This window comes from Paracoccaceae bacterium (assembly GCA_033344815.1).
Taxonomy (GTDB): Bacteria; Pseudomonadota; Alphaproteobacteria; order Rhodobacterales; family Rhodobacteraceae; genus Roseobacter.
In genome coordinates this window covers 4,962,070-4,981,901 of the sequence record JAWPMR010000001.1, presented here as the reverse complement: position 1 = coordinate 4,981,901, position 19,832 = coordinate 4,962,070, and the positions used below count along the sequence as shown (strand labels likewise).

The 19,832-nt window shown below is 54.3% G+C and carries 17 protein-coding genes and 1 pseudogene; 1 reads left to right on the top strand and 17 read right to left on the bottom strand.

Annotated features, from left to right (window positions below):
- Nucleotides 1-295: 295 nt before the first annotated feature.
- The 17 genes and pseudogenes from R8G34_23130 to R8G34_23050 all read right to left on the bottom strand — a co-directional run bounded on the left by R8G34_23130 (nucleotide 296) and on the right by R8G34_23050 (nucleotide 17,188).
- A complete protein-coding gene (locus R8G34_23130) occupies nucleotides 296-1,681 on the bottom strand; it encodes an IS1182 family transposase (GenBank protein MDW3225746.1) in 1,386 nt (461 codons plus the stop codon).
- Nucleotides 1,682-2,197: 516 nt separating this feature from the next.
- The gene (locus R8G34_23125) at nucleotides 2,198-2,362 is read right to left on the bottom strand and encodes a hypothetical protein (GenBank protein ID MDW3225745.1); all 165 of its coding nucleotides are present in this window, start codon (nucleotides 2,360-2,362) and stop codon (nucleotides 2,198-2,200) included.
- Nucleotides 2,359-2,748 (bottom strand): RidA family protein, encoded by a 390-nt coding sequence (locus R8G34_23120; protein ID MDW3225744.1) that lies wholly within the window; start codon nucleotides 2,746-2,748, stop codon nucleotides 2,359-2,361. The genes R8G34_23125 and R8G34_23120 overlap by 4 nt, the downstream gene beginning before the upstream one ends.
- An 11-nt stretch (nucleotides 2,749-2,759) precedes the next feature.
- Complete coding sequence (locus tag R8G34_23115; GenBank protein MDW3225743.1) at nucleotides 2,760-3,245, bottom strand: tripartite tricarboxylate transporter TctB family protein; 486 nt, start codon at nucleotides 3,243-3,245, stop codon at nucleotides 2,760-2,762.
- On the bottom strand, nucleotides 3,235-4,758 hold the full coding sequence (locus R8G34_23110; protein ID MDW3225742.1) for a tripartite tricarboxylate transporter permease: 1,524 nt from the start codon (nucleotides 4,756-4,758) through the stop codon (nucleotides 3,235-3,237). The genes R8G34_23115 and R8G34_23110 overlap by 11 nt, the downstream gene beginning before the upstream one ends.
- Before the next feature lie 72 nt (nucleotides 4,759-4,830).
- Nucleotides 4,831-5,808, bottom strand: coding sequence for a tripartite tricarboxylate transporter substrate binding protein (locus R8G34_23105; GenBank protein MDW3225741.1), 978 nt, complete (start codon nucleotides 5,806-5,808; stop codon nucleotides 4,831-4,833).
- A 163-nt stretch (nucleotides 5,809-5,971) separates the two neighbouring features.
- A complete protein-coding gene (locus tag R8G34_23100; GenBank protein ID MDW3225740.1) occupies nucleotides 5,972-7,300 on the bottom strand; it encodes a (Fe-S)-binding protein in 1,329 nt (442 codons plus the stop codon).
- Nucleotides 7,301-7,349: 49 nt separating this feature from the next.
- Nucleotides 7,350-7,964, bottom strand: a complete 615-nt coding sequence (locus R8G34_23095; GenBank protein MDW3225739.1) for a nitrile hydratase subunit alpha — start codon at nucleotides 7,962-7,964, stop codon at nucleotides 7,350-7,352.
- Entirely contained in the window at nucleotides 7,961-8,287 is a 327-nt protein-coding gene (locus R8G34_23090) for a nitrile hydratase subunit beta (protein MDW3225738.1), read from the bottom strand. The genes R8G34_23095 and R8G34_23090 overlap by 4 nt, the downstream gene beginning before the upstream one ends.
- Complete coding sequence (locus R8G34_23085) at nucleotides 8,284-8,616, bottom strand: nitrile hydratase subunit beta (GenBank protein MDW3225737.1); 333 nt, start codon at nucleotides 8,614-8,616, stop codon at nucleotides 8,284-8,286. The genes R8G34_23090 and R8G34_23085 overlap by 4 nt, the downstream gene beginning before the upstream one ends.
- A 27-nt stretch (nucleotides 8,617-8,643) precedes the next feature.
- Entirely contained in the window at nucleotides 8,644-9,486 is an 843-nt protein-coding gene (locus tag R8G34_23080; protein MDW3225736.1) for an ABC transporter ATP-binding protein, read from the bottom strand.
- Nucleotides 9,487-9,492: 6 nt separating this feature from the next.
- Nucleotides 9,493-10,482: an ABC transporter substrate-binding protein gene (locus R8G34_23075; GenBank protein ID MDW3225735.1), complete on the bottom strand. Its 990-nt coding sequence runs from the start codon at nucleotides 10,480-10,482 to the stop codon at nucleotides 9,493-9,495.
- A gap of 65 nt (nucleotides 10,483-10,547) precedes the next feature.
- The gene (locus R8G34_23070; protein ID MDW3225734.1) at nucleotides 10,548-11,312 is read right to left on the bottom strand and encodes an ABC transporter permease; all 765 of its coding nucleotides are present in this window, start codon (nucleotides 11,310-11,312) and stop codon (nucleotides 10,548-10,550) included.
- Nucleotides 11,313-11,575: 263 nt separating this feature from the next.
- Nucleotides 11,576-11,884 (bottom strand): hypothetical protein, encoded by a 309-nt coding sequence (locus R8G34_23065; protein MDW3225733.1) that lies wholly within the window; start codon nucleotides 11,882-11,884, stop codon nucleotides 11,576-11,578.
- 598 nt (nucleotides 11,885-12,482) lie between these two features.
- A pseudogene (locus R8G34_23060) lies at nucleotides 12,483-13,730 on the bottom strand (cation:proton antiporter).
- A 192-nt stretch (nucleotides 13,731-13,922) separates the two neighbouring features.
- Nucleotides 13,923-15,791 carry a transporter gene (locus R8G34_23055; protein ID MDW3225732.1) on the bottom strand — a complete coding sequence of 623 codons (1,869 nt, stop codon included), beginning with the start codon at nucleotides 15,789-15,791 and terminating at the stop codon, nucleotides 13,923-13,925.
- Nucleotides 15,791-17,188, bottom strand: a complete 1,398-nt coding sequence (locus R8G34_23050; GenBank protein MDW3225731.1) for a glutamate decarboxylase — start codon at nucleotides 17,186-17,188, stop codon at nucleotides 15,791-15,793. Before R8G34_23050 ends, R8G34_23055 begins: the two co-directional genes overlap by 1 nt.
- A 275-nt stretch (nucleotides 17,189-17,463) precedes the next feature.
- Between R8G34_23050 and R8G34_23045 the strand changes: the two genes are divergently transcribed.
- Nucleotides 17,464-18,714, top strand: a complete 1,251-nt coding sequence (locus R8G34_23045; protein ID MDW3225730.1) for a chloride channel protein — start codon at nucleotides 17,464-17,466, stop codon at nucleotides 18,712-18,714.
- The last annotated feature ends 1,118 nt before the right edge of the window (nucleotides 18,715-19,832 follow it).

The window sequence follows — 19,832 nt, the reverse complement described above, 5'->3', positions numbered from 1 at the left end:
GCGATTGAATCGTTGGAGCCGCCTGCGGCGAATGGACCGTTTGAGTTTTGTCGCTCAGCGTGGATTTAAACGACCGATCTGATGACTTTCACTGCAACGCAGCAGCGAGCGTGCCGCAGCCGCTAACGGATGCTGCGCTAGCAATAGCCGCGTGAGCAAAAGACGGGAAAGTCCGCAATTGGGCCATTGACCTCGCACCTGCAGCGAAGGTCTGTTTCCCGCCGATTCTGTAGAAAGACAACTTTTTGCGAGTGCAGAACGTGGCGTTCCAAATAAAGTTTGAGCGCCTTTTTTATCAGGCTTTGCACGTTTGCTGCGGTGCGGGAAAAATCTTGACTAGTTTGCGGAGGTTTTGGGCGGTTGCGGCGAGCAGGAATTCGTCATTTGCCCCGCATGGGCCGCGAAGTCGAAGCCGTCCCAACCCTAGGATGCGTTTGAGATGTGCAAAGAGCATCTCGACTTTCTTTCGAAATCGCATTGAGATCGTATATTGCTTTGTCTTGGCGATGTCGCGAGCGACTTGTCGGGCATCTTCATGTTCTTCGCGGGTGATCTTGCGCGCCTCTGCTTTTGGGCAGCACTTCATCTTCGATGGACAGGCTTTGCAGGTGTGTTTGAGCGCTTGATACTTGGCGACGCCCTTGCCGGTGGGCCCACGGTTGGACTCAGAATAGTCGCGTCGGAAATGTTTCGACGGCTCGCCCTCTGGGCAAGCGTAGTGGTTGTTTTCAGGGTCCCATTCAAAGTCTGTGCGGGACCATGTGCCATCTGTGCGACCTGCTTTATCCAGCACAGGGATGTGGGGTTTGATATCGCGATCCACCAGCCAGCCCAACATCGGTCCTGATCCATAGGCACTGTCTGCGATCAATCGTTCGGGATAAATATTGTGCATATTCTTGATGCGATCCAGCATGGTTCGCACAGAGCCGACTTCAGCTTGTCGGATTGATTTCGTACCTTCGACGTCAACAATTACGCTGTGATCGGTGTCGATCAGGTAGTTGGTCGAACAACTGAAGAATGCAGGGCCTTTGCGGGCCGCTGTCCACTGACCGGCGGGATCAGAATGGGATGTGAACTTGGGCACAACCTCCGATGCTGCGCCAAAAGCTGCGTCATCTAAGACATCCAGATATTCCTTCACGGCACGCGGCGCATCGGTCGGATCAATGGCACAGCGATCCCAATCTTCCTTTGGCGTCGAGTTCTGTTTGTTCGCATCGGCCTCAATCAAACTGGCGTCTGCTGCAAGGCGCTGGCCGCTGACCAAGCCATCTGCGATACACAGCGCAACAGTCTTCTCAAACAGATGCCATAGCAGTTTGCTTTCCCGAAAACGCCCGTGTCGGTTCTTTGAGAGGGTCGAGTGGTTTGGGATCGGATCGACTAAATCAAGCCGGCAAAACCAGCGATATGCGAGGTTCAGATGCACCTCTTCGCACAAACGGCATTCTGACCTGATACCGAAGCAATAGCCCACCAACAGCATGCGGATCAGAAGTTTGGGATCAATCGATGTACGGCCTGTATGGCTATAGAACTCATTCAAATATTCCCGGATGTCGTTCAGATCGAGGAACCGATCAATCGAGCGCAGCAGGTGATCTTGCGGGACATGATCCTCAAGCGAAAACTCGTAAAATAGCGCCGCCTTAGCTTCTCGTTTCGCTCCCATCAGCGCCAAATCCTCCAACCAATTAAGGAATTGAATCAGCGAACGGACACCCGATCAAGCAAGAGTTTTTCAACAGAATTGGCTGGCGAACGGAACAGTCATTTATCAAAGAATGCCCCGAGGCGACCTTGAACTCACTAATTCTTTGATCCGCGCAATGCAGGACGCATGAACAAGTCGCGTTGCAGGTCTGGCCAGGCTTCCGAGGTCTTGCGGTTCCAACGCTCTTCAATTTCACCCAGCCCACTCAACCGCCAAACGCCCGTCGAAGCGAGACAAAAGACGATTTCAAGTTGCACCTACACTGCACAAGAATTGGGGCACTAGCCCCCGAGGGCAAAGACAGGTGAACGTTCGTGATTGGCAGGTATTAGGATCTTGAACCCCTGCCCTTCCGTGTCGTCCAGACCAGGACAGATATAGGAAAAGGTTCCTAAAAGCTGACTACTCCGGGGTGCATATCAACGTCCAACTCACGCGTGCTGCCTCAGATTCGATCCAATTTTTCTCTGGATATCCTTAGGCGAAGTCAAAAACAAATTCGTCTTCGAGTTTGTAGTCTGAGGCCTCTGCATCTGTTGTGACTTCGAGTGTGAGAATATTTGGATTCGGCTGTGTATTACTCAACTTGCTGGCTGCGAAGACGTTGAAAGCGCGGCATTTCGAGAGCAGATAGAAACTCAACACGCCGCTATCAAATCAATCTCGATGAGTGCGCCAACGGCTAATCCGGTTACACCGATGCAGGTGCGTGCCGGCAGTTTGTCAGCGTCAAAGTATGTCCGATAGATCTGGTTCACGGTGGCAAAGTCCTGAAAGTTCACAAGATAGACCCTGACGAAGGCGACGCGATCAAAACCGCTTTCCAAACCGGTCAGAACCAATTGAAGATTGTCCATGACCCTGCGGGTCTGTGCTTCAATCCCACCGGGCACAACCTGCGTTGGATCATCCGGCATCGTCGGCATTTGCCCGGTGACAAAGTGGTAGTCCCCCGCCGTCACAGCGTGATGAAAGGGCCCGACGGTTTTTGGTCCACCGGGGACAAGGCTATGTACAAGATCCAACATTCAAATGATCCTTAAGTTTGGAAGAAAAGGCGCGCTTGAGGCAAAGCGATGCCTAGATACGTCGTCAGCGTAAACCAAAAGAGCACGACGATCACTGCGCCGATGAAGCCGCGTATGAGATAGGTGCGTAAGCGCCATCTGTCCTCGGATGGGACAGTCCGCGAGATTGCCAGAAACGCGACGATTGAGGTCGCTACAAACCCCAGCAAAGGAAGCAAAGCCACCCATAGGGCAATGATCATACCGGCGGTGAAGCGACGTGAGAGAGACCCCTCGGGTCTTTTGATCGCTGGAATTTGGTGCGGCGCGAGATAAGCCGTGAGAATAAGTGCGGCGGATAGGAGGATTAACACGGTGCCAATGAAGATCGGCGTAACCGAACCGCTGGATTCGAATTGCTGCGATTGCCAGATCACGAGCACGCCAAGGGCTGCAAAGATTAGACCAGCGATGCTGTTTGTAGACCGGTCCTTGTGATGATGATTTTTAGTCGACATGGGATGTCTCTTGCAGATGGCGATATCTTCTTCGGCTCAACATACGCAGAAGCGTGGGTAAAATGAGGGCGGCAATGATTGCTGTAATCAGGATGATCGAGATTGGGTTGCTAAAGAAGTATCCAACGATGTCACCCTTGGCGCGCCCGATCATCACCGATTGCGCAAAGCCTTGTTCGGCGATGGGACCCAGCAACAAGCCCAGCACGATGGGCGCAACCGGGAACCCAAAGCGTGTCAACGTCCAGCCAAAGAGACCAAGCGCCAGCATGATGATCACGTCGTGATAGCTGTTTTGGATGGCGAATGCCCCAATCAGCGTCATGAGTGCGACCGTGGGTGCCAGAACCGCCTTGGGCGTTTGCATAACGAGCAGATAGATATAGCGCCCCAATATGAGACCCACGGGCAGCATCATGATAGTCGCAAAGAGCATCCCCGCCACAAAGGTGTAGACAACATCGCCATGCTCTGTGAACAGTTTTGGTCCGATCTGGACACCGTGCACAAGCATGGCCGCAAGGATCACCGCGTCAGGCGGCGTGCCCGGAATGCCAAGGACAAAGGTCGGCACAAGACCGGACCCAACCGTTGCGTTGTTTGCGGTTTCTGATGCGACCACGCCGCTGGGTTCTCCTTGGCCAAACTGTTGGCCCTTTCGCGCTGCGCGTGAGGCTTCAGAGTAGGACACAAGACTGGCCACAGCGCCTCCCGCAGCCGGGATAACGCCAATCACCGTCCCGATGACCGAACTGCGGATAACGTTAAGTTTCTGCGTCCAAACCTCGCGGGCGGCTCTGCGAAATTGACCGTCTCGCGCATCCAAGGGCGCATCAAGGTGATGCCCCGGCTGCGCCATCAGGTCGATAACAACAGGCAAACACAAAAGGCCGATTGTGGCCGGGATAAAGGGAATGCCCCCAATCAGGGCGGTCTGCTCATAGGTGAAGCGTGCATCGCCGCTAACGACGGACACGCCAACCTGGCTGAGCAACAACCCGATAAATCCCGCGATCAATCCCTTGATCATGTTTCCTTCGCTAAGCGAGGCAATGATTGTCAGCCCCAGAATGGCGAGCCAAAAGTACTCAGGTGGCCTGAAAAGCAATGCGATTTTCGCCAATTGGGGCGCAAGAAACAAGAAAGCAACGATGCCGATCAAACCACCAGCCACCGATGAAAAACAGGCAATCGACAGCGCAAACCCGCCTTCGCCACGTTTGGCCATCGGGTAGCCGTCAAAGGTTGTGGTAATCGATTGCGGCGTGCCCGGCGTGTTTACAAGGATCGCTGCAAAACACCCACCATAGGTAGATCCCATATAGACTGTGCCGAGAAACAGCAGGGCCGAAGTTCCGCCCATGGTGAACGTCAGCGGGAGCAGAACGGCAAGCGCGAAAGTAGAGCTCAGCCCAGGCAGGGCACCGATCACGATGCCAAGCAACAGGCCCGCCATCGCGATCATGACGTTGTAAAGCGTGAATGCTTCTGACGCCAAGCTGAGGAATTCCATCATTCGACCCTTTTCGCGCCCAAACTCCCGGCCTCAAAGATCACAAAGCCCCCAAGCCGGAACAAAGGACCACTAGTTCGTCGTTGCGAGGGCTTGGCCGATGGCGGTGTAGTCTTCTAAGATACCAGCCTTGAACTCTTTGCTGTCGGGAAACGGCACCAGCATCGGTGCGTATCCGCCGGTTTCCATGTCCATTGCAACAGCCTCATCGCTCACGACCTTTGTGAACGCGGCTGATACTTGCGCGCGCAACTCGTCTGAAGTCCCAGGAGGGACCCCGATGCTCCACCATGCTTTGTCGATCATCGGATACCCAAGTTCACCCATCGTCGGGACGTCCGGGAAGAGTGGCATGCGTTCCTCTGACGCAATGGCCAGCATCCGGATTGCGTCGCCGTCCCGCACGCCTTGGGTGGTAAAAGTCCAGGCCGCATCGACTGCGCCGCTTTTCAAGGCGGTTACAGTTGAGGAGGTATCTTTAAACGGCACATAGGCGGCCTCAACACCTGCGGCCTGCGTAAATTTGTAGAAGGCTGAGTGATTGGATCCGCCGATGCCTGTCCCGGCAATGGTGATGGAACCGGGAGCGGCCTTAACTGCGGCAAGCAGATCTTCGAAACTCTCAAAGGGGCTGTCTTTGGGCACGGCAATCACTTGCGGAACAGACGTGTAAAAGAGCACCGGGTGAATGTCTTCATCGGTGTAGCCTGCGTTCTCACCCCGCGCGATCGGCTGCAAAACCGTGTGCGGGAAGTTCAACAAGGTAAGGTGATAGCCATCTGTCGGATCCTGGTTGATTTGCGACCAGGCTTTAGCACCTCCGGCACCGGGTTTGTTGATGATCACCAACTCTTGCCCGGTCACCGCCTCAAAACGTTTCTGCATGAAACGTGCCGCGATGCCAGATGGGCCACCCGGACCAAAGCCGACAACCAGCTGGACCGGTTTGCTTGGATAGCTCTCTTCCGCAGTGGCAGAATATGCACCAAGACTGATTGCAGCGGCAACAGCAAAACCAGCGGTCAAAATGCTCTTAATATATGAAATCATTGCATTCCCCTTTTCCCCATGGCGCGCACTCACGCGCTCCTGACCCTAGCCCCTCGCAAGAACGGCTTTTGGTCAAGAAATCATTCGGAAATGGGTTGTGTTCGCGATTGCAAGCCTTTGGCATGCGCAATAACTGAGCACTCGCATAGCTATTGGCGCTTATTCAACCAGTTTCTTGACTGGCGGGTAGAAGCGGTAGCGGTTGGTCAGCCAGTAGCGCATTCTCAACAACCGGCCGCGCTGCATCGAGTGAAATACCGCGTTGTTTCAGTTTTTCCGCGCAATCTTCAAGGATCGCGTCCGCGTCCTGCGTCACCTTCAGGCGTTTATAGATGTCATCCTGCTGCAACCCCAAACCGGCACCGACAATGTCGAGCAGATTTACGATCAAGAAGGGCCAATCGCGTTCATGGGCGCATAGCTCACGGTGATCGGCATGATAGACAGCGGCCAATGCATCAACGCCAGCGTCTGCCGCTGCTCGCAATTCGCGCGTATGCAGATCGCGCCGAAAATCCGGCAGGGCGCGGAACGAATTGCTCATCAAACCGGGATCAGGCATGCCGAGGTCAATCACTTCTACCCCCGGCGTCGCAGCAAGCAATTGCCGCGCGGCCTCCGGTACGTCTTTGACGCCGCGATGGGCATGCAAGGCGACCTTGATCGGCACGCGGTGCTTCAGGTGGGGCCGCAAATCTTCAAGTCGTTCGAGGAGGTAGATAACAAATGGCGTCATTTCAGTGTCGATGTTGTTCTGAGCGCGCTTTGCTGCTGGAATGATCGCCTCACTGAAGTTGACAAAGCACGAAGGACACCACGTCAGCACCCTACTGGCACCGGTCGCTGCGAATTTGTCCAGGGTTGCCACTCCCATGCGGCCTGCAGCCTCAATGTCTCCGGTCCGCATTTGCAGAATGCCACAGCAATGGCTGGGGCCCCCTTGGACCATGTAATCAACGCCCAGCAGGTCCATAATATCGAGACACAGCAACGCAATGTGAGGCGTCTTAAGCACGTTGCAGCCGGTGTAAAAGATAACGTCAGGCGGCTTTGGTCTATCCCGCGTTGCCACAGATGGGTTCAGCCGTGAGAGGTCAGCGTCATTGAGTTGGATCTGGCTCAAGACCCGCACATCGCGCCCCAGCCCTTTGAAGGCATCAACACCGTCACGCCGCCGCTCTTTTAGGGGTGCTGCATCACGTGTTTCGCCAATCCGCGCCATCGACAACAAGAGCCGTGGGTTTACGCCATGCGCGCAAGCGGATATGCAATCGCCGCTCAGGACGCAGGCATTCGCCCATTGTTTTGCCGCATCTGGACCGGTGCCCTCTGCGATCATTTGCAGAATGCCGACAGTGACGGTTTCACAATCTGCGCCGGTCAGGCCCGCGTCATCCGTGATTGGACATGCCTCAAAGCAATCCCCGCAGGCGACACAAGCCTTGCTGGTTTCATCGGTGATTTCGTCAAACGCGTCTAAGAACGTGAGCATGTATCGCGCACCTCAATTGGAACGGTCTGAGTGGCACGCGAAAAGCGCTCTAGCGGCTCACTCCGACAAGCTGATTGCGTGTTATCATCGCTTCCAAGGTTTTAAGGTCACGCTGCTCAACACCTTCAGGCGGTTGAGGCAGCACCAAGTAGCGCATGTCCGCATTGCTATCATGGACAATGAGTTGAATGTCGTCACTCAAATCAAGGCCAAATTCGGAGAGCACGCTGCGGGGTTCGCGCACCGTGCGCGCGCGATAGGCTTTGGAAATATACCAAGACGGAGGTTGCCCGAGAATAGAGCGCGGATAGCATGAACAAAGCGTGCAGGTGATCAGATTATGAATACTCTCGGTGTTCTCAACGACTACGATCTGAGCTTCTCCGACCGGCACGCCAATTTCCTGAATGGCGCTTTTGCCGTTTTCAAGCAGGCGCGCTTTGTAATCCTCTTCCGTCCAGGCTTTGGCGACAATTTTAGCCCCCAGATGGATGCCCTTGGACTCCAGTTTCTCAATCTCGCTGGTGACTTCGGGCGCAGTCAACAGACCTTTTGCGATCAGAACGTCCTGCAAGGCGTCAATGATGATTTGAGCCTCAAGGTTTCCAGCCTCGTCTTCTTCGACCAATGCTTCATGGTCATCGTGGTGGTGGGCATGGCTCATGTCGTCTCCTGGTGGTCAGTCGGTGTCGGTTCTTTGCGATTTTGCGGTTTTAGCCAGTGGTCATAGATTTCTATGATCAGGCGGTCTTGCGGTGGGTGTTCAGGTGATGCCCACAGGTGATGTTGCTCGAATTCCACCCTGTAAAGGTCGATGCCCGGCCCGGACGTTTTGCCGACCGCCAGATCTTCGGGGTTGAGATATCGACCGCAATACTGCACGACGGTTCCAATCTGACCGCGAATGTAGACCGGAATGCGCACATGACCCGTCTTTTCCAGCGCAAGTACCTCGACCGTATCACCAAGTTCAAAGCGCTGGCTCACGGTTTGGCACCTTCCTCCGTTTCCGGCGCCCAGACTTTCTTTCTGGCTTCGATTGCCGCTTCGAGCTCAGCCAGGGTAATGATGTCTTTCTCGACCAGAATATCAGTCATGGCTTCCAGACGCCGCCGATAGAAAGAAAGCGCCTTGTATTTGTCCTCGCCAAAACTCTCAAAACCGCGACGCATTTCATCAAGCGCGATAATGCGGCGTGTCCCGTCCCCAAGCAAGTTACGTATGGCTTCGACTTGCTTTTCCCAATGTACCCAAGGCAGCTCTTTCTGAGGAACAGCGCCGGCTTTGTCGCCGCCGATGTCGTGGTAGCCTTTCACATCAACTCTCCTTTTTTGTCATTATTTTCATAAAGCTGTCGCGTTGGCTTCCCGCTGAAAGATCTCCAGACACTGGCTGCGCAACGCGACAAAGTCGGCACTCACAAGCGTCGCTGAATCCCGCGGACGAGCAAGTGGGTTATCGACCAAAGCCGCGACCCGTGTCGGACGGCGTGTGAGTAACAGCACCTGATCCGCCATTTGAACAGCCTCTTCGAGATCATGAGACACCAAGATCATGGTTGTCCCCGTCTTTTCATAGATGATCTGTAGCTTTTCCCGCATCAAGAGTGTCATTTCATAATCAAGCGCTGAAAACGGCTCATCAAGGAACAGGACTTCTGGTTCACGCACTAGGGCACGCAAAATAGAGACAGCCTGTTGTTGGCCGCCCGACAGCGCATAGGGGTAGGCATTCAGATCGATCTTGATCCCAAAGTCTGTCACCAGTTGATCGACACGTCGTTCGCGCTCCGCCTTTGGAACGCCCTGCAACTTGAGAGGGTAGTGAATGTTATCAATGGCGCGCAACCAGGGAAACAAAGCTTCCCGGTAGTTTTGAAAGACGTAAGAAATCCGAGTTTCCCGGATCGTTCGACCATCATAAAGGACCTCGCCCGCATCCATCGGCATCAGCCCGGAAATCATGTTTATCAACGTGCTTTTGCCGCAACCATTGGGCCCAAAAATGCTGGTGAATGATCCAAGCGGCAGCGTTAGGTCGAAGTCGTCATAGACCAGAGTGTCGTCAAAAGACTTTTGCAGCCCTCCAATGGTCAACTTGCGTTTGCGAGCCGGTGCCGAATGCGCGAGGCCGCTTTTCACGGCCTCGCTACTTTTGGGCTGATCAATGATGGGTTGATTCAGCATTGAACCCTAGCTTCCCCCGAAATCTGTATCTTTCAACATCTTCGTGCGCACGTCCATTGGCTCGCTCATCACGCCTTCCGATACAAAAACATCCACAAAAGCCTGATAGGAATTCAGGTCCGTTTCATTCAAGGTGGCAAAGCTGCGCAGATAAGGCTTGGCGAGGAGATCAAGCTGCGTGTCGCGTATCGCGGTATATTTTGGAATGATAGCCTTGTACTTGTCGAAATCAGCCATGGCCAAGGCAGTGGCTTCGTCAATGATGTCGACGATCTTTTTGGCTGTTTCGGGCCGCTCGCTGATGAACTTCGTTGTCAGAACCGCAGCACCGGAATAAAACGGGTCAGCGATGACAGCCGCAACCGGATTGATCACGGCGCGGGTGACGCCATCTGTGGCTGCGGCGATCGAACCGACGGGTTCCAACGATAAGGTCGCGTCAACGCTCCCCCCCAAAACGGCTGGGACTTGCTGAGGAACCGCAAGATCGACCAGCGTCACATCGGTGTCAGGGTCAAGTCCCGCGGCCCGGACAAGATGCCGCGTGATTGTGCGCCATTGAATGCCGGGCACGTGGCCGATGGTCTTGCCCTTCAAGTCGGCGAAGGACTCAATCCCGCTGCCATCTTTTACAATCAGACCGTCATTGATCAAATCGATCTCGATCCCGCCGCCTTGCAATCCAAAGACCTTAAACGTGCCTGGGAACTTCGATTCAGCGATCATGGCAATACCAGCCGCCGCACCCGGCGGGCCGAAATCAGCACGCTCTCCGACGAGAGCATCAATAATATGGTTCGGCGACTGCATTTTGTTTGAGTTGACCTTGATGCAGGCTTTTTCAAAAAGACCTTCTTCATGGGCCACGTAGTAAGCTGTGGTCTGCATAATGGGCAGCCATGCCGATGTTACTTCTTCATAGCTGTCGCAGGCGGCGGATGCCGCGCCGGCTGACAACAGGACCGCAAGGCCCCCGGCGGCAAGTTGTTTTTTCATTGTTCGTGTCCTTTGAGTTGAGAAGTTTTTCAGAGCGCTTTGGCATCCATGCTCTTGATCCATGGTCACTTTCCTGACCAATGAACAAAGTGCTTTTCCAGTGCCAGAAAGAAGATATTCAGCCCGTAGCCCATGGCTCCGGTGACCAGTATCGAGCCATACATGTCGGTCAAATTGTAAGAAATTTGCGCGTCAATGATGCGGTGTCCAAGCCCATCGGACGCGCCGATAAACATCTCCGCGACAATGATCACCACGAGTGCCATCGAAACCGCAGTGCGCAATCCGATAAAAGTTTGAGGCAGTGTTTCGAAAAATATTACGCCAATGAAAATACGAGTGCGCGACGCGCCCATGGAACGCGCAGCCAAAATACGCGTTTGGCGGGCATTCATGACCCCGTAGGCAGTGTTAAAAACAATCACCAGGAGTGCCGCGAAACAGGCCACTGCGATTTTCGAAAAGTCTCCGAGACCAAATAGTAAAAGAAAGAGCGGGAACATCGCTGTGGCTGGCGTGGACCGAAAGAAATCGATGATGAACTCGACCGAGCGGTAGACTTTGGTGTTGGCCCCCAAAACGATCCCCAATGGCACACCAACAATCGCAGCTATGATAAAGGCATAAAAAACCCGGACCATGGTGAACCAAAAATCGGTCAGAACATCTCCGCTCAAGATGTTTACGCCGGTGTCATAGAGCGTCGCAAAAGGAGACGGCAGAAGGTTCTTGTCGACCAATTGAAACACATAGGCGACCCACCAGATTGCGATCAAGATTGCAGGTCCGGTGATATGCACGACCCAAGACGCAGACCGCAATTTGTTCATCCAAGATGTGGCAAAACTTGCTGATGCTGGCGCGGTGTGCGCTGCACGCTTTGTTGCTGAAAGTCCTTTTGTTTTAACAGTCACATATCTATCCCAAGTGCGCAGTAGCTGTGACCTGTTCACTCACTATCAAGAGTTGTTTTTTGTCTGAGATTGCTGCACCCCACAGGAACCTCATTGGCCAAGAAACGCATTTAACAGGCAATAAGGTCTAGTGTTTCTTTCGCAGCAGTGTGCCGCAAAAATCGCAACACTGTCCGGGTTCAGGCCATCGTGGGTAATGAGAGTCGGATCTCGACCTCGACTGCAAATATCAATCCTTTGAAAGGTATCGCAGGCTCTCCAAAGGCTCTAAAAGTATTCTTGCCGGCAACAGTTTGAATTCGTCGGCCTAGATGTTCGTTCACCCCACCCCAAAGAGCGAAGACAGGCAGGCGGCGGTGATTGGGTAGATTTGTGATTTCGAGCCCCTCCTTTTCCGCAAAACCGACACAGAACGCGACTCTCAAAAACACAGAAAGCACGCCTGCTTTGGGCGGCTCATTACTGCACACCAAAAACTGGCTCTTCATGTAACATCGATTTGGCGGCGCTTCCCTATCAACAGATCCGCATGTATCTCATATCAATTGTCTGAACCGGACTTTCGTCGCCTCAGACGAAAATGGCGGGAACAAGCCATTGCAGAAGTCTCAATACATCACCACATGCGCTCTCATCGTGGGAACTGACGGTTGAACGAAAAATCTGTATCGCGGCACGGCGTAGGAAACAGCCCTAATGCGCACAACTGGTGAGTTGTGTCATTTGGCAAAGCAGAGATGATGCGACAGAGACATGTTGTCATTGCTCGCGTAAAAATATCAGGAGCCTTAAATGCCTAACAGAGATTAAATGCACAGCCGCCTCGATGACCTTGCCATGAAAAATGACGCCGCGCGTGAGAAACTGGCTTTCCAGCATAGGCTTCATGATGGTCATCAGTTTTCGAACGGTAAACTAAAAGCGCGCGACGAAATTCTGAAGTCTGAAATTGATGCGAAATCGAAGTTTTGGAGGCCCACCGCCATCAAATCGTCGCGTTAGCACACGACGTCATGACTTGGTTGAAAATCATCCATCCAAAGTACGGACATCAGTATACGCTCTTGTGCCAGTTGGCCGGTTTGGTCACCACTGTTGTGTGTCTCCAATGAACTTGCTGGCGAGTGGACCAATCGTAAGTCCTTGCACGAGGACCGTGAAAACGACGACTACGTAGGTGGCTGTAAGAATGACTGGCTTCCAGTCACCATCGGGCAATGACAATGCGAGGGCGAAGGAGATATCGCCTTTCAGACCTCCCCACGTCATGATCGTCACCACGCCTTTTGGAAACTTGTGGAAAGTCTGCAAAAGCATCATCGGGACGCTGACTGCGATGAATTGCGCCAGTTGCGCAAGCGCAATCGCGGCAACCCCGGCGGTCAGATACCGGACGTCCATGGTGATCGAAAAGACTTCGAACCCGATCATCAGAAACAGGACCGCGTTCAAAATCTCGTGGATCAGCTTCCAGAACGCGTCAACAAAACGGCGGGTTTCTTCGGACATCCTGTAGCGCGTTCCAATTTCGCCGATAAGAAGACCGGCGCAGACGGCCATGATGGGTGCGGACACATCCAGATAGACCGCAATCTCATACCCGCCCCAAACGCCAGTCCCAGCGTGATCAGAACCTCAAGCGCATAGTCGTCCACAAGGCGCATGACACGAAACACCAACCAGCCCGGAATAACGCCCAACACTGCCCCGCCAACAGCCTCTCGCAGAAATAGTTCCGCCGCGCCTGTGAAGCCATCGCCATGCGCTTCGCCTTGCGGAAAGGCGACGCCAAAGATGATCGGGAATATGACGTAGCCGACGCCATTATTGAACAGGCTCTCACCCGCGTTCTGTGTCTCAATCGTTTGGCAAGTTCGTTTGCCACAAAATACCAAACACCGCGACAGGATCAGTCGGTGAAATCAGCGAACCAAACAACAAGGCGAGCACGATGGGCATGCCCGTCGGCCATGAAAAACCCAAACCTACGACCGCCCTGGAAAGAACTTCACCCGCCGTGGCCATGACGCCCACGACAAGCCATTCTTGGCGCAAATCTGACAGCGTGACATGCAAGGCCCCTGCAAAGAGCAAGAGACCCAACATCCCTTCCAACAGCACCTCAGAGAAGTTGATGCTTGCAACAGCATCTCCGACCACCGCTGCCGCACCAAGCCCCGGCGCGATAAAGTCCAAGAGTATCACCATCAGAGAGGCAAGCAGCGCGACCAGCAGAATGCCGATTGAGGCGGGCAAACGCAGGAACAGGTAGTGTATTGTCCCAAATGTGGCCGCCGACACAATGAGCCCGGAGGTTTTTTGGAGGAAGGTCACGAAGTGGGTTGGAGGCGTAACTTGCCAGTCGGCATATGCATTACTTTCAACGAGAGACGGTTCGGGCGGTCGAAGTACCCGGTCAAACAGTCATGCCATTTACAGGGCCTAGCATGGCCTTGAGAGAGGTATCAGTTTAAGGGCGCGCGTTTCTGCAGCCGCCCCCTGACGCTGTTTAGATAAACCACGGCCTCAGGATAAGATCATTGACATGTAGCCACCGATGAGTGCCAGAACGGTCGTCAGCGCGTAGCTCACAGGATAGGGTACTGCGGCAACTGAGCTTTTTGATTCCTCAACGATGGCATTCAGGCCGGGCGTGCTGTTGCGTCCACCCGTGGCTGCACCGTCCGCAATGATTGAGTTGAGACCGAAGAACTTGAAGCCGACCCAAAACGCCACGAACGGCGGAATCAGTGCACCAGCGACGCCGATCAAGGCGAGCCAGATGATCGTGTCACCACCAAGCGCCGAAACGACTTTCGGCCCTACATTCGCGGAGAGGACCGCAACGAAGGCGTTCAAGCCAAAGTCCTGTAGGAAGCTGCGCGCACCCTCGTGGACTGGCCCGCCAAACTCAGGATTGCGGCTGCGCATGTAGCTCACACCGACACCGGCCAGAATACAGCCCGCCGAGGTGCCAAGCGCGAAGGGGATGCCGCTGACTGTAACCGAGATGATACCGACAAGGTATCCGATCAGCATGGCAATCGCGAGATACATTACTTCGGACGACATTGTGGGTAAGATCGCACGCCCGCCAAAGACTTTCGCGGCACCTTGAAGCGCCACATCTGAACCGGTCAGACGTACCACATCTCCGAACCGCACGTCAGAGTTAGGACCGAGTGGCAATTCGTTCCCGCCGCGAAACAATGCTTGGATGGTTACACCACCCGTGCCATGCCGCGCTAATTCTTCCAGCGTTTTGCCTGACACTGAATGCGAACCGACGCGGATATCCGCGACTTCCATTGGCACACTGCGCGCCAAAAGGTTGTCAGATTCCGGTCCGATCAATGCATCTTCCTTGAGGATCAGATCATGCACGTCGGCACGAACCGTGATGATGTCATCTTTTGCAATGACGGGATCGTCGTTGAGTTCGACAATCGCATCACCGCGCACAATGCGCAGGATTGGCGCTTCGGGATGCTGAGTCGACAGTTGAGAGACCTTCTTGCCCACGAATTCGTGATGAGTCACAGAAAACGCCCGCAGATCGTAGGGCGAGAAACCCATTGTCAGCGCACCCGGTGCGCCCGGGACAGGGTGGGTTGCGCCGCCGCTGAAATCAGCTTCGGCCGTTTTCGCATCCGCAACCGGATCACGCCCAAAAATACGCGGCAGATACCGGATCAGAAGGATGATCCCGATGCTGGAAAACACGTAGCTGATCGCGTAGCCCGCCGCCATATTGGCGCCGACTTCCTCAACGCTTATGCCTTCAGGTGGCACATAGGCACCGCTATCCAGCGCGCTTTGACCTACACCCAGAATGGCCGTGATCGTGTAGCTGCCGGAAATCAGGCCAGTCGCATAGCCGGGCGCAAGATCAAGCATCCTCGCGCCGTAAAAGCAGATCACCCAGTTGAGCGCAAAGACGATCAAGCCGATCCCGATGATGGCCGTGCCGTCTTTGCGCAAACCGGAAAAGAACTGCGGCCCGACCTTGAGGCCGAGGGCGTACATAAACAGCAGCAACATGAACGAAGAAAGAATGCTCGGAATAGAATAGGTGATCCCGTAGACCCCCTGCGCCGTCATTGAAATTATGACACCGATCAACAGGGTGCCCGCCGTTGAGCCGAGCGAGATTCCCTTCAAGCTGAACTTGCCGAGGAACGTACCGCCGGCAAGTGCGAGCAAAATGAAGGCGATGGGTTGGTGATCCATCAGTTGGAAAAAGCCATGCAAACCGGCTTCAGTGACTGGCTCGATTTCCTCAAAGATGCGACCAATCACGCCGACGTCGTCTGCATTCGCTGTCTGGGCCATCGCCACGGCTGTCGTGCTCAGCAGCGTCAGAAGACCGAGGTAGAGTGCTTTAAGGTGTCGCATTATTTCTGTTCCCCGCCGCCGTGATGGAAGGTTGGCCCGGCCTTTGAGTTCGGCTGCGGGTTTTCCTTAAGGTGTTCAATCGCGCGTTTGATGTCCTCGATCAGAAGCCCGACAAGATCGCGCGTCACGCCGTGGCGCACCAAAATGCGCTGCACAACCGTCTCTTGCCTGTTTGAGGGCAGCGGATAGGACGCGATTTGCCAACCGCGCATGCGCACACGCTCTGAAAGATCGTAGAGCGTAAATCCATGATTGCCGTCCTTGAGCTTGTAGGCCACCGCAGGCAAACCGCCATAGCCATCATAGACGATGTCAAAGATGTCCATCTCAGCCAGCTTTTCACCCAGCCACTGTGCGGTGTCAGCACAGGTTTGCTGCACTTGCGTGTACCCTTCCCGCCCAAGCCGCAGGAAGTTATAGTATTGCGCAATGATCTCGCCGCCCGGACGGGAGAAATTCAACGCGAACGTCGGCATGTTCCCACCGAGGTAGTCGACATTGAAAATCAAATCCTCCGGCAGATCGTCCTTCGATGCCCAGATGATCCAGCCCACACCCAAAGGAGCCAGCCCGTATTTGTGGCCGGATGTATTGATCGAGCGGACACGTTCAATCTGGAAGTCCCACTTGAGGTCAGGCTGGATGAAGGGAGCGATAAAGCCGCCGGAGGCCGCATCCACATGTATGGGGATATCGATGCCCAGCTCGCGCTCCATCGCATCCAGTTCCCGGGCAAGCGCCTCAACAGGTTCGTAAATACCGGTAAAGGTCACACCCAGCGTAGGTATCACCCCGATGGTGTTTTCATCGCAATACTTCCGCAAGTCTTCCGGTTGAAGGCCGAGGGCATCGCCCTCAAGCGGAACTTCGCGAATTTCGACATCGAAATAGCGGGCGAATTTCTTCCAGCAAATCTGTACCGGACCCGTAACAAGGTTCGGCTTGCTGGTGTCCTTACCTTCGGCCTCACGGCGCTGACGCCACTTCCATTTCAAAGCAAGCCCGCCCAGCATCGCAGCTTCGCTTGAGCCTGTCGTGGAGCAACCGACGGTATCCCATGACTTTTGGGCATGCCAAAGGTCGGCCAGGATGTGAACACAGCGGTTTTCAATCTCTGCGGTCTGGGGATACTCGTCTTTGTCGATCATGTTTTTGTCAACAGCATCCTCCATGAGCTGCTTCACTTCATCTTCAATCCAGGTGGTGCAGAAGGTCGCAAGGTTTTGTCGGGCATTACCATCAAGCAGCAACTCATCGCGAATGAGCGAATACGCGGCATGGGGTTCGGCCATTTCCTCCCGCATTCGGTATTTGGGCAGACTTCGTTCCGAAGTCTCTGACGCATAAATGTCGCTCAGGTGCTGATCACTGTGATCTTGAATTGGATGTACTGGCATTTAGCCTCCCCCTTTTGATTGAAGTTCTGTTGAGCAAAACTCTCTTTGATTGGAAAAGAGACCCGCGTTGTCATTCCCGCGACACTAGAACATCTAAAAACTACGGCGCTGTCTAGGGTCTGCAAGCATAATCGCATAAACATGGACATGGATGGAATTGGGCCCGTACAATTAGCGAAGTACCGCTGAGTAAAGGGAAATTTCGTGCCTATAAAATGTTCAGTATACCTATGAAAATTGCAGTGCGCGCAAAATTGCTTCGCTTTTCTCTGATCATGACACTTGCTGCGGCACTGACTTGGGCTGTGACATTGAGCGTTCGAGAGTGCGTCATCGCATTGAATCTGGTCTTGTTTTCCGGTCTCACGACTCTTGATACGCCCAGGAGCATGGGGGTGTTGTTTGCTGTTCTTGTCGGCTCTGGTTTCCTACGCAAATGGCTCGGCATCGGGCCTGTTTGGGTGCATGAAGTGGGGCACGGCCTGCCTGGTGTTTGGAAGCCCATTGAGCCTGCAGCGTATGGTTTTGGCTTTGGCTTTCGTAAAGCCATTTCAACAATCCTGACCGTTGGCCCCGGATGGGCAGGCGGAATAGCGGCACCGATGGTCCTGACGGCAAATGCCTTCGGTTCAGCGGCAGCGCGCTTGGCTGGGATAAAGCCGCCCGCCATTGAACGGGCCTCCCGTCTCGTTGCAATCGCCGCAATGGGCACCACCCTTTTCCATGCGCCAATTGCGGGCGCTCTCTTCGCGATGGAGACCGTGCGCCGTGAGAAAATAGAGCTCAAGGATGCTCTATGCTGCGCGATGGGAGCTTTGGTTGCGTTCTCGCTGTCCCACCTGTTTTTGGCCGAACCAGACGTCGCGGTCTCGTTTTCGGTAAGTTTGGGGGTGAATGACTATTTCATTGCTGCGGGTATCGCTGTTTTTGTCGCCGGGCCCATCGCTTTGATTTTCACCAGCATCCTTGTACTCGTTCGCGAACTTTCAGCGCATTTGACTCCCGGTGCGCGTATCCTGATCGGCGCATTTGGTAGCGTCGCAACGACAGCTGCCCTTTGGGGTACTTTTGATCTTCACCCGGAATATGTGCTGGGTATGGCTCACCTGACCCTGATTGACGTGTTTCAACCGGACGGGTTGGCAACAGGACCCGTCAGTCTCCTCTTGGCACTCTTGCTCGGGCGCATGGCGCTTGTCGCATTTTCAGTATCGTCAGGTGGATCAGTGGGCTTGTTCACGCCAGCCGCTTTTTTCGGGGCGGTGAGCGGGGCCCTTGTTGGTCGCATTCTGGAAGCCACCGCTTGGACCCCGCCAAGCGATCCGCGGCTGCTTTTTGTGACCGGAATGGCGGCTGCACTAGCGGCGCTCTTGCGCACGCCTCTGACTGCCATAGCCCTCATGGTGGAGATTTTTGGATTTGATGTTTTTGGACCCGTCGCTCTGACCTGTCTGGTAACCTTCTTCATTTCCACCACCTTCCCTTTTTATCGCGTGTATCGCCGTGAGGTAACAAGTGTGAATTAGACCGGACGCACCCAAGACAGCGGCTTGGACTCCGGTGAGACCACGTTACGTTTTTTCATTGGGCTGGTTTCTCGGAAAACTTGGGTTTTCAGCGCTCCCGGTCGGTTGATGACGTTTAGGGGGCAGCACTAATTGTCATTGCATATGACCCGCCTTCCGATGCCGAGGCAGCGTGCAAAGAACAGTTTTGCATAGCGGAAGCGTTCGACACAGAATGAGAAATTGGTCAACCCAGTCCAAATCAAAGGAAGGAGCCCGCAAGGAGTGCATGTTCCGCCTCGGCAAGGCGAACGAAAGGGTGAATTTCTTTGGACTGGCGTGACACATCGCGAGGACCCAAAATGCCCGCGAGCACCTGAAGCACGTATCGTGGATCGAACTGACTTTCCTTCTGATTATGCGGGTCAACTGTTTGAGCGTATGCGTCGAGACATGCCGCTCGCGTTGTCAGATTGAGCGGCGACACCTGATAGGCCTTCGAATAAGGGCGTTGTCATCATGACAACGAGCTGATCATCGAAGCTGAAGACGAGACCTTGAGCTAGACTGCCCCCGAGCATGATGCAAACAGCCGACGTGTCTTAAGCCGGGAGTCCGACTGGCAGCAATTGTGCTTTCTTATGTCCGGTATGACGGTATTAGCTGGAATGAAGCGACGACCTGCAGTGGCTATGAATAAATGCTGCGTCATCATTGGCAGCACGTGCATACCTCGGCTTTCTGCACATCTGGCCAGTTGGTTTGGCCGGGGCTCCCGAGACCTTGCGGTTCCAACGACCTTTGACTTAACCAAGGCCATACAACCACCAAACACCTGATAGAGCGCGGCAGAAGGCGATATCATGTTACACACACAGAGCACAGGATGCCCATCAACTCATTGGAATAAAACGTGCACTCGTACAATCCACCATAGGTACAACAGCAGTTTCGCTGCGGCAGTGGCTGGGACGTTGGGTCTTCCTAGCTTTCCTATGGTCCACGATCCGATTGTCGCGTCCATGTTGCACACTAACTCCGCACGGCTTGGGGTCGTTTAGCCCCTCAAAGAGCGAAGACAGGCAGACGGTGTGATTGGGTAAGCCGGTGTTCGTCGGCCCTTTCTCGACCGCTGGGAG

Excerpts from the sequence above, each read along its gene's own strand:
- R8G34_23120 (MDW3225744.1), bottom strand. The coding sequence starts at position 2,748 with ATGTTGGATCTTGTACATAGCCTTGTCCCCGGTGGACCAAAAACCGTC.
- R8G34_23115 (MDW3225743.1), bottom strand. The coding sequence starts at position 3,245 with ATGTCGACTAAAAATCATCATCACAAGGACCGGTCTACAAACAGCATC.
- R8G34_23110 (MDW3225742.1), bottom strand. The coding sequence starts at position 4,758 with ATGGAATTCCTCAGCTTGGCGTCAGAAGCATTCACGCTTTACAACGTC.
- R8G34_23105 (MDW3225741.1), bottom strand. The coding sequence starts at position 5,808 with ATGATTTCATATATTAAGAGCATTTTGACCGCTGGTTTTGCTGTTGCC.
- R8G34_23100 (MDW3225740.1), bottom strand. The coding sequence starts at position 7,300 with ATGCTCACGTTCTTAGACGCGTTTGACGAAATCACCGATGAAACCAGC.
- R8G34_23095 (MDW3225739.1), bottom strand. The coding sequence starts at position 7,964 with ATGAGCCATGCCCACCACCACGATGACCATGAAGCATTGGTCGAAGAA.
- R8G34_23080 (MDW3225736.1), bottom strand. The coding sequence starts at position 9,486 with ATGCTGAATCAACCCATCATTGATCAGCCCAAAAGTAGCGAGGCCGTG.
- R8G34_23075 (MDW3225735.1), bottom strand. The coding sequence starts at position 10,482 with ATGAAAAAACAACTTGCCGCCGGGGGCCTTGCGGTCCTGTTGTCAGCC.
- R8G34_23070 (MDW3225734.1), bottom strand. The coding sequence starts at position 11,312 with ATGAACAAATTGCGGTCTGCGTCTTGGGTCGTGCATATCACCGGACCT.
- R8G34_23065 (MDW3225733.1), bottom strand. The coding sequence starts at position 11,884 with ATGAAGAGCCAGTTTTTGGTGTGCAGTAATGAGCCGCCCAAAGCAGGC.
- R8G34_23055 (MDW3225732.1), bottom strand. The coding sequence starts at position 15,791 with ATGCGACACCTTAAAGCACTCTACCTCGGTCTTCTGACGCTGCTGAGC.
- R8G34_23050 (MDW3225731.1), bottom strand. The coding sequence starts at position 17,188 with ATGCCAGTACATCCAATTCAAGATCACAGTGATCAGCACCTGAGCGAC.
- R8G34_23045 (MDW3225730.1), top strand. The coding sequence starts at position 17,464 with ATGACACTTGCTGCGGCACTGACTTGGGCTGTGACATTGAGCGTTCGA.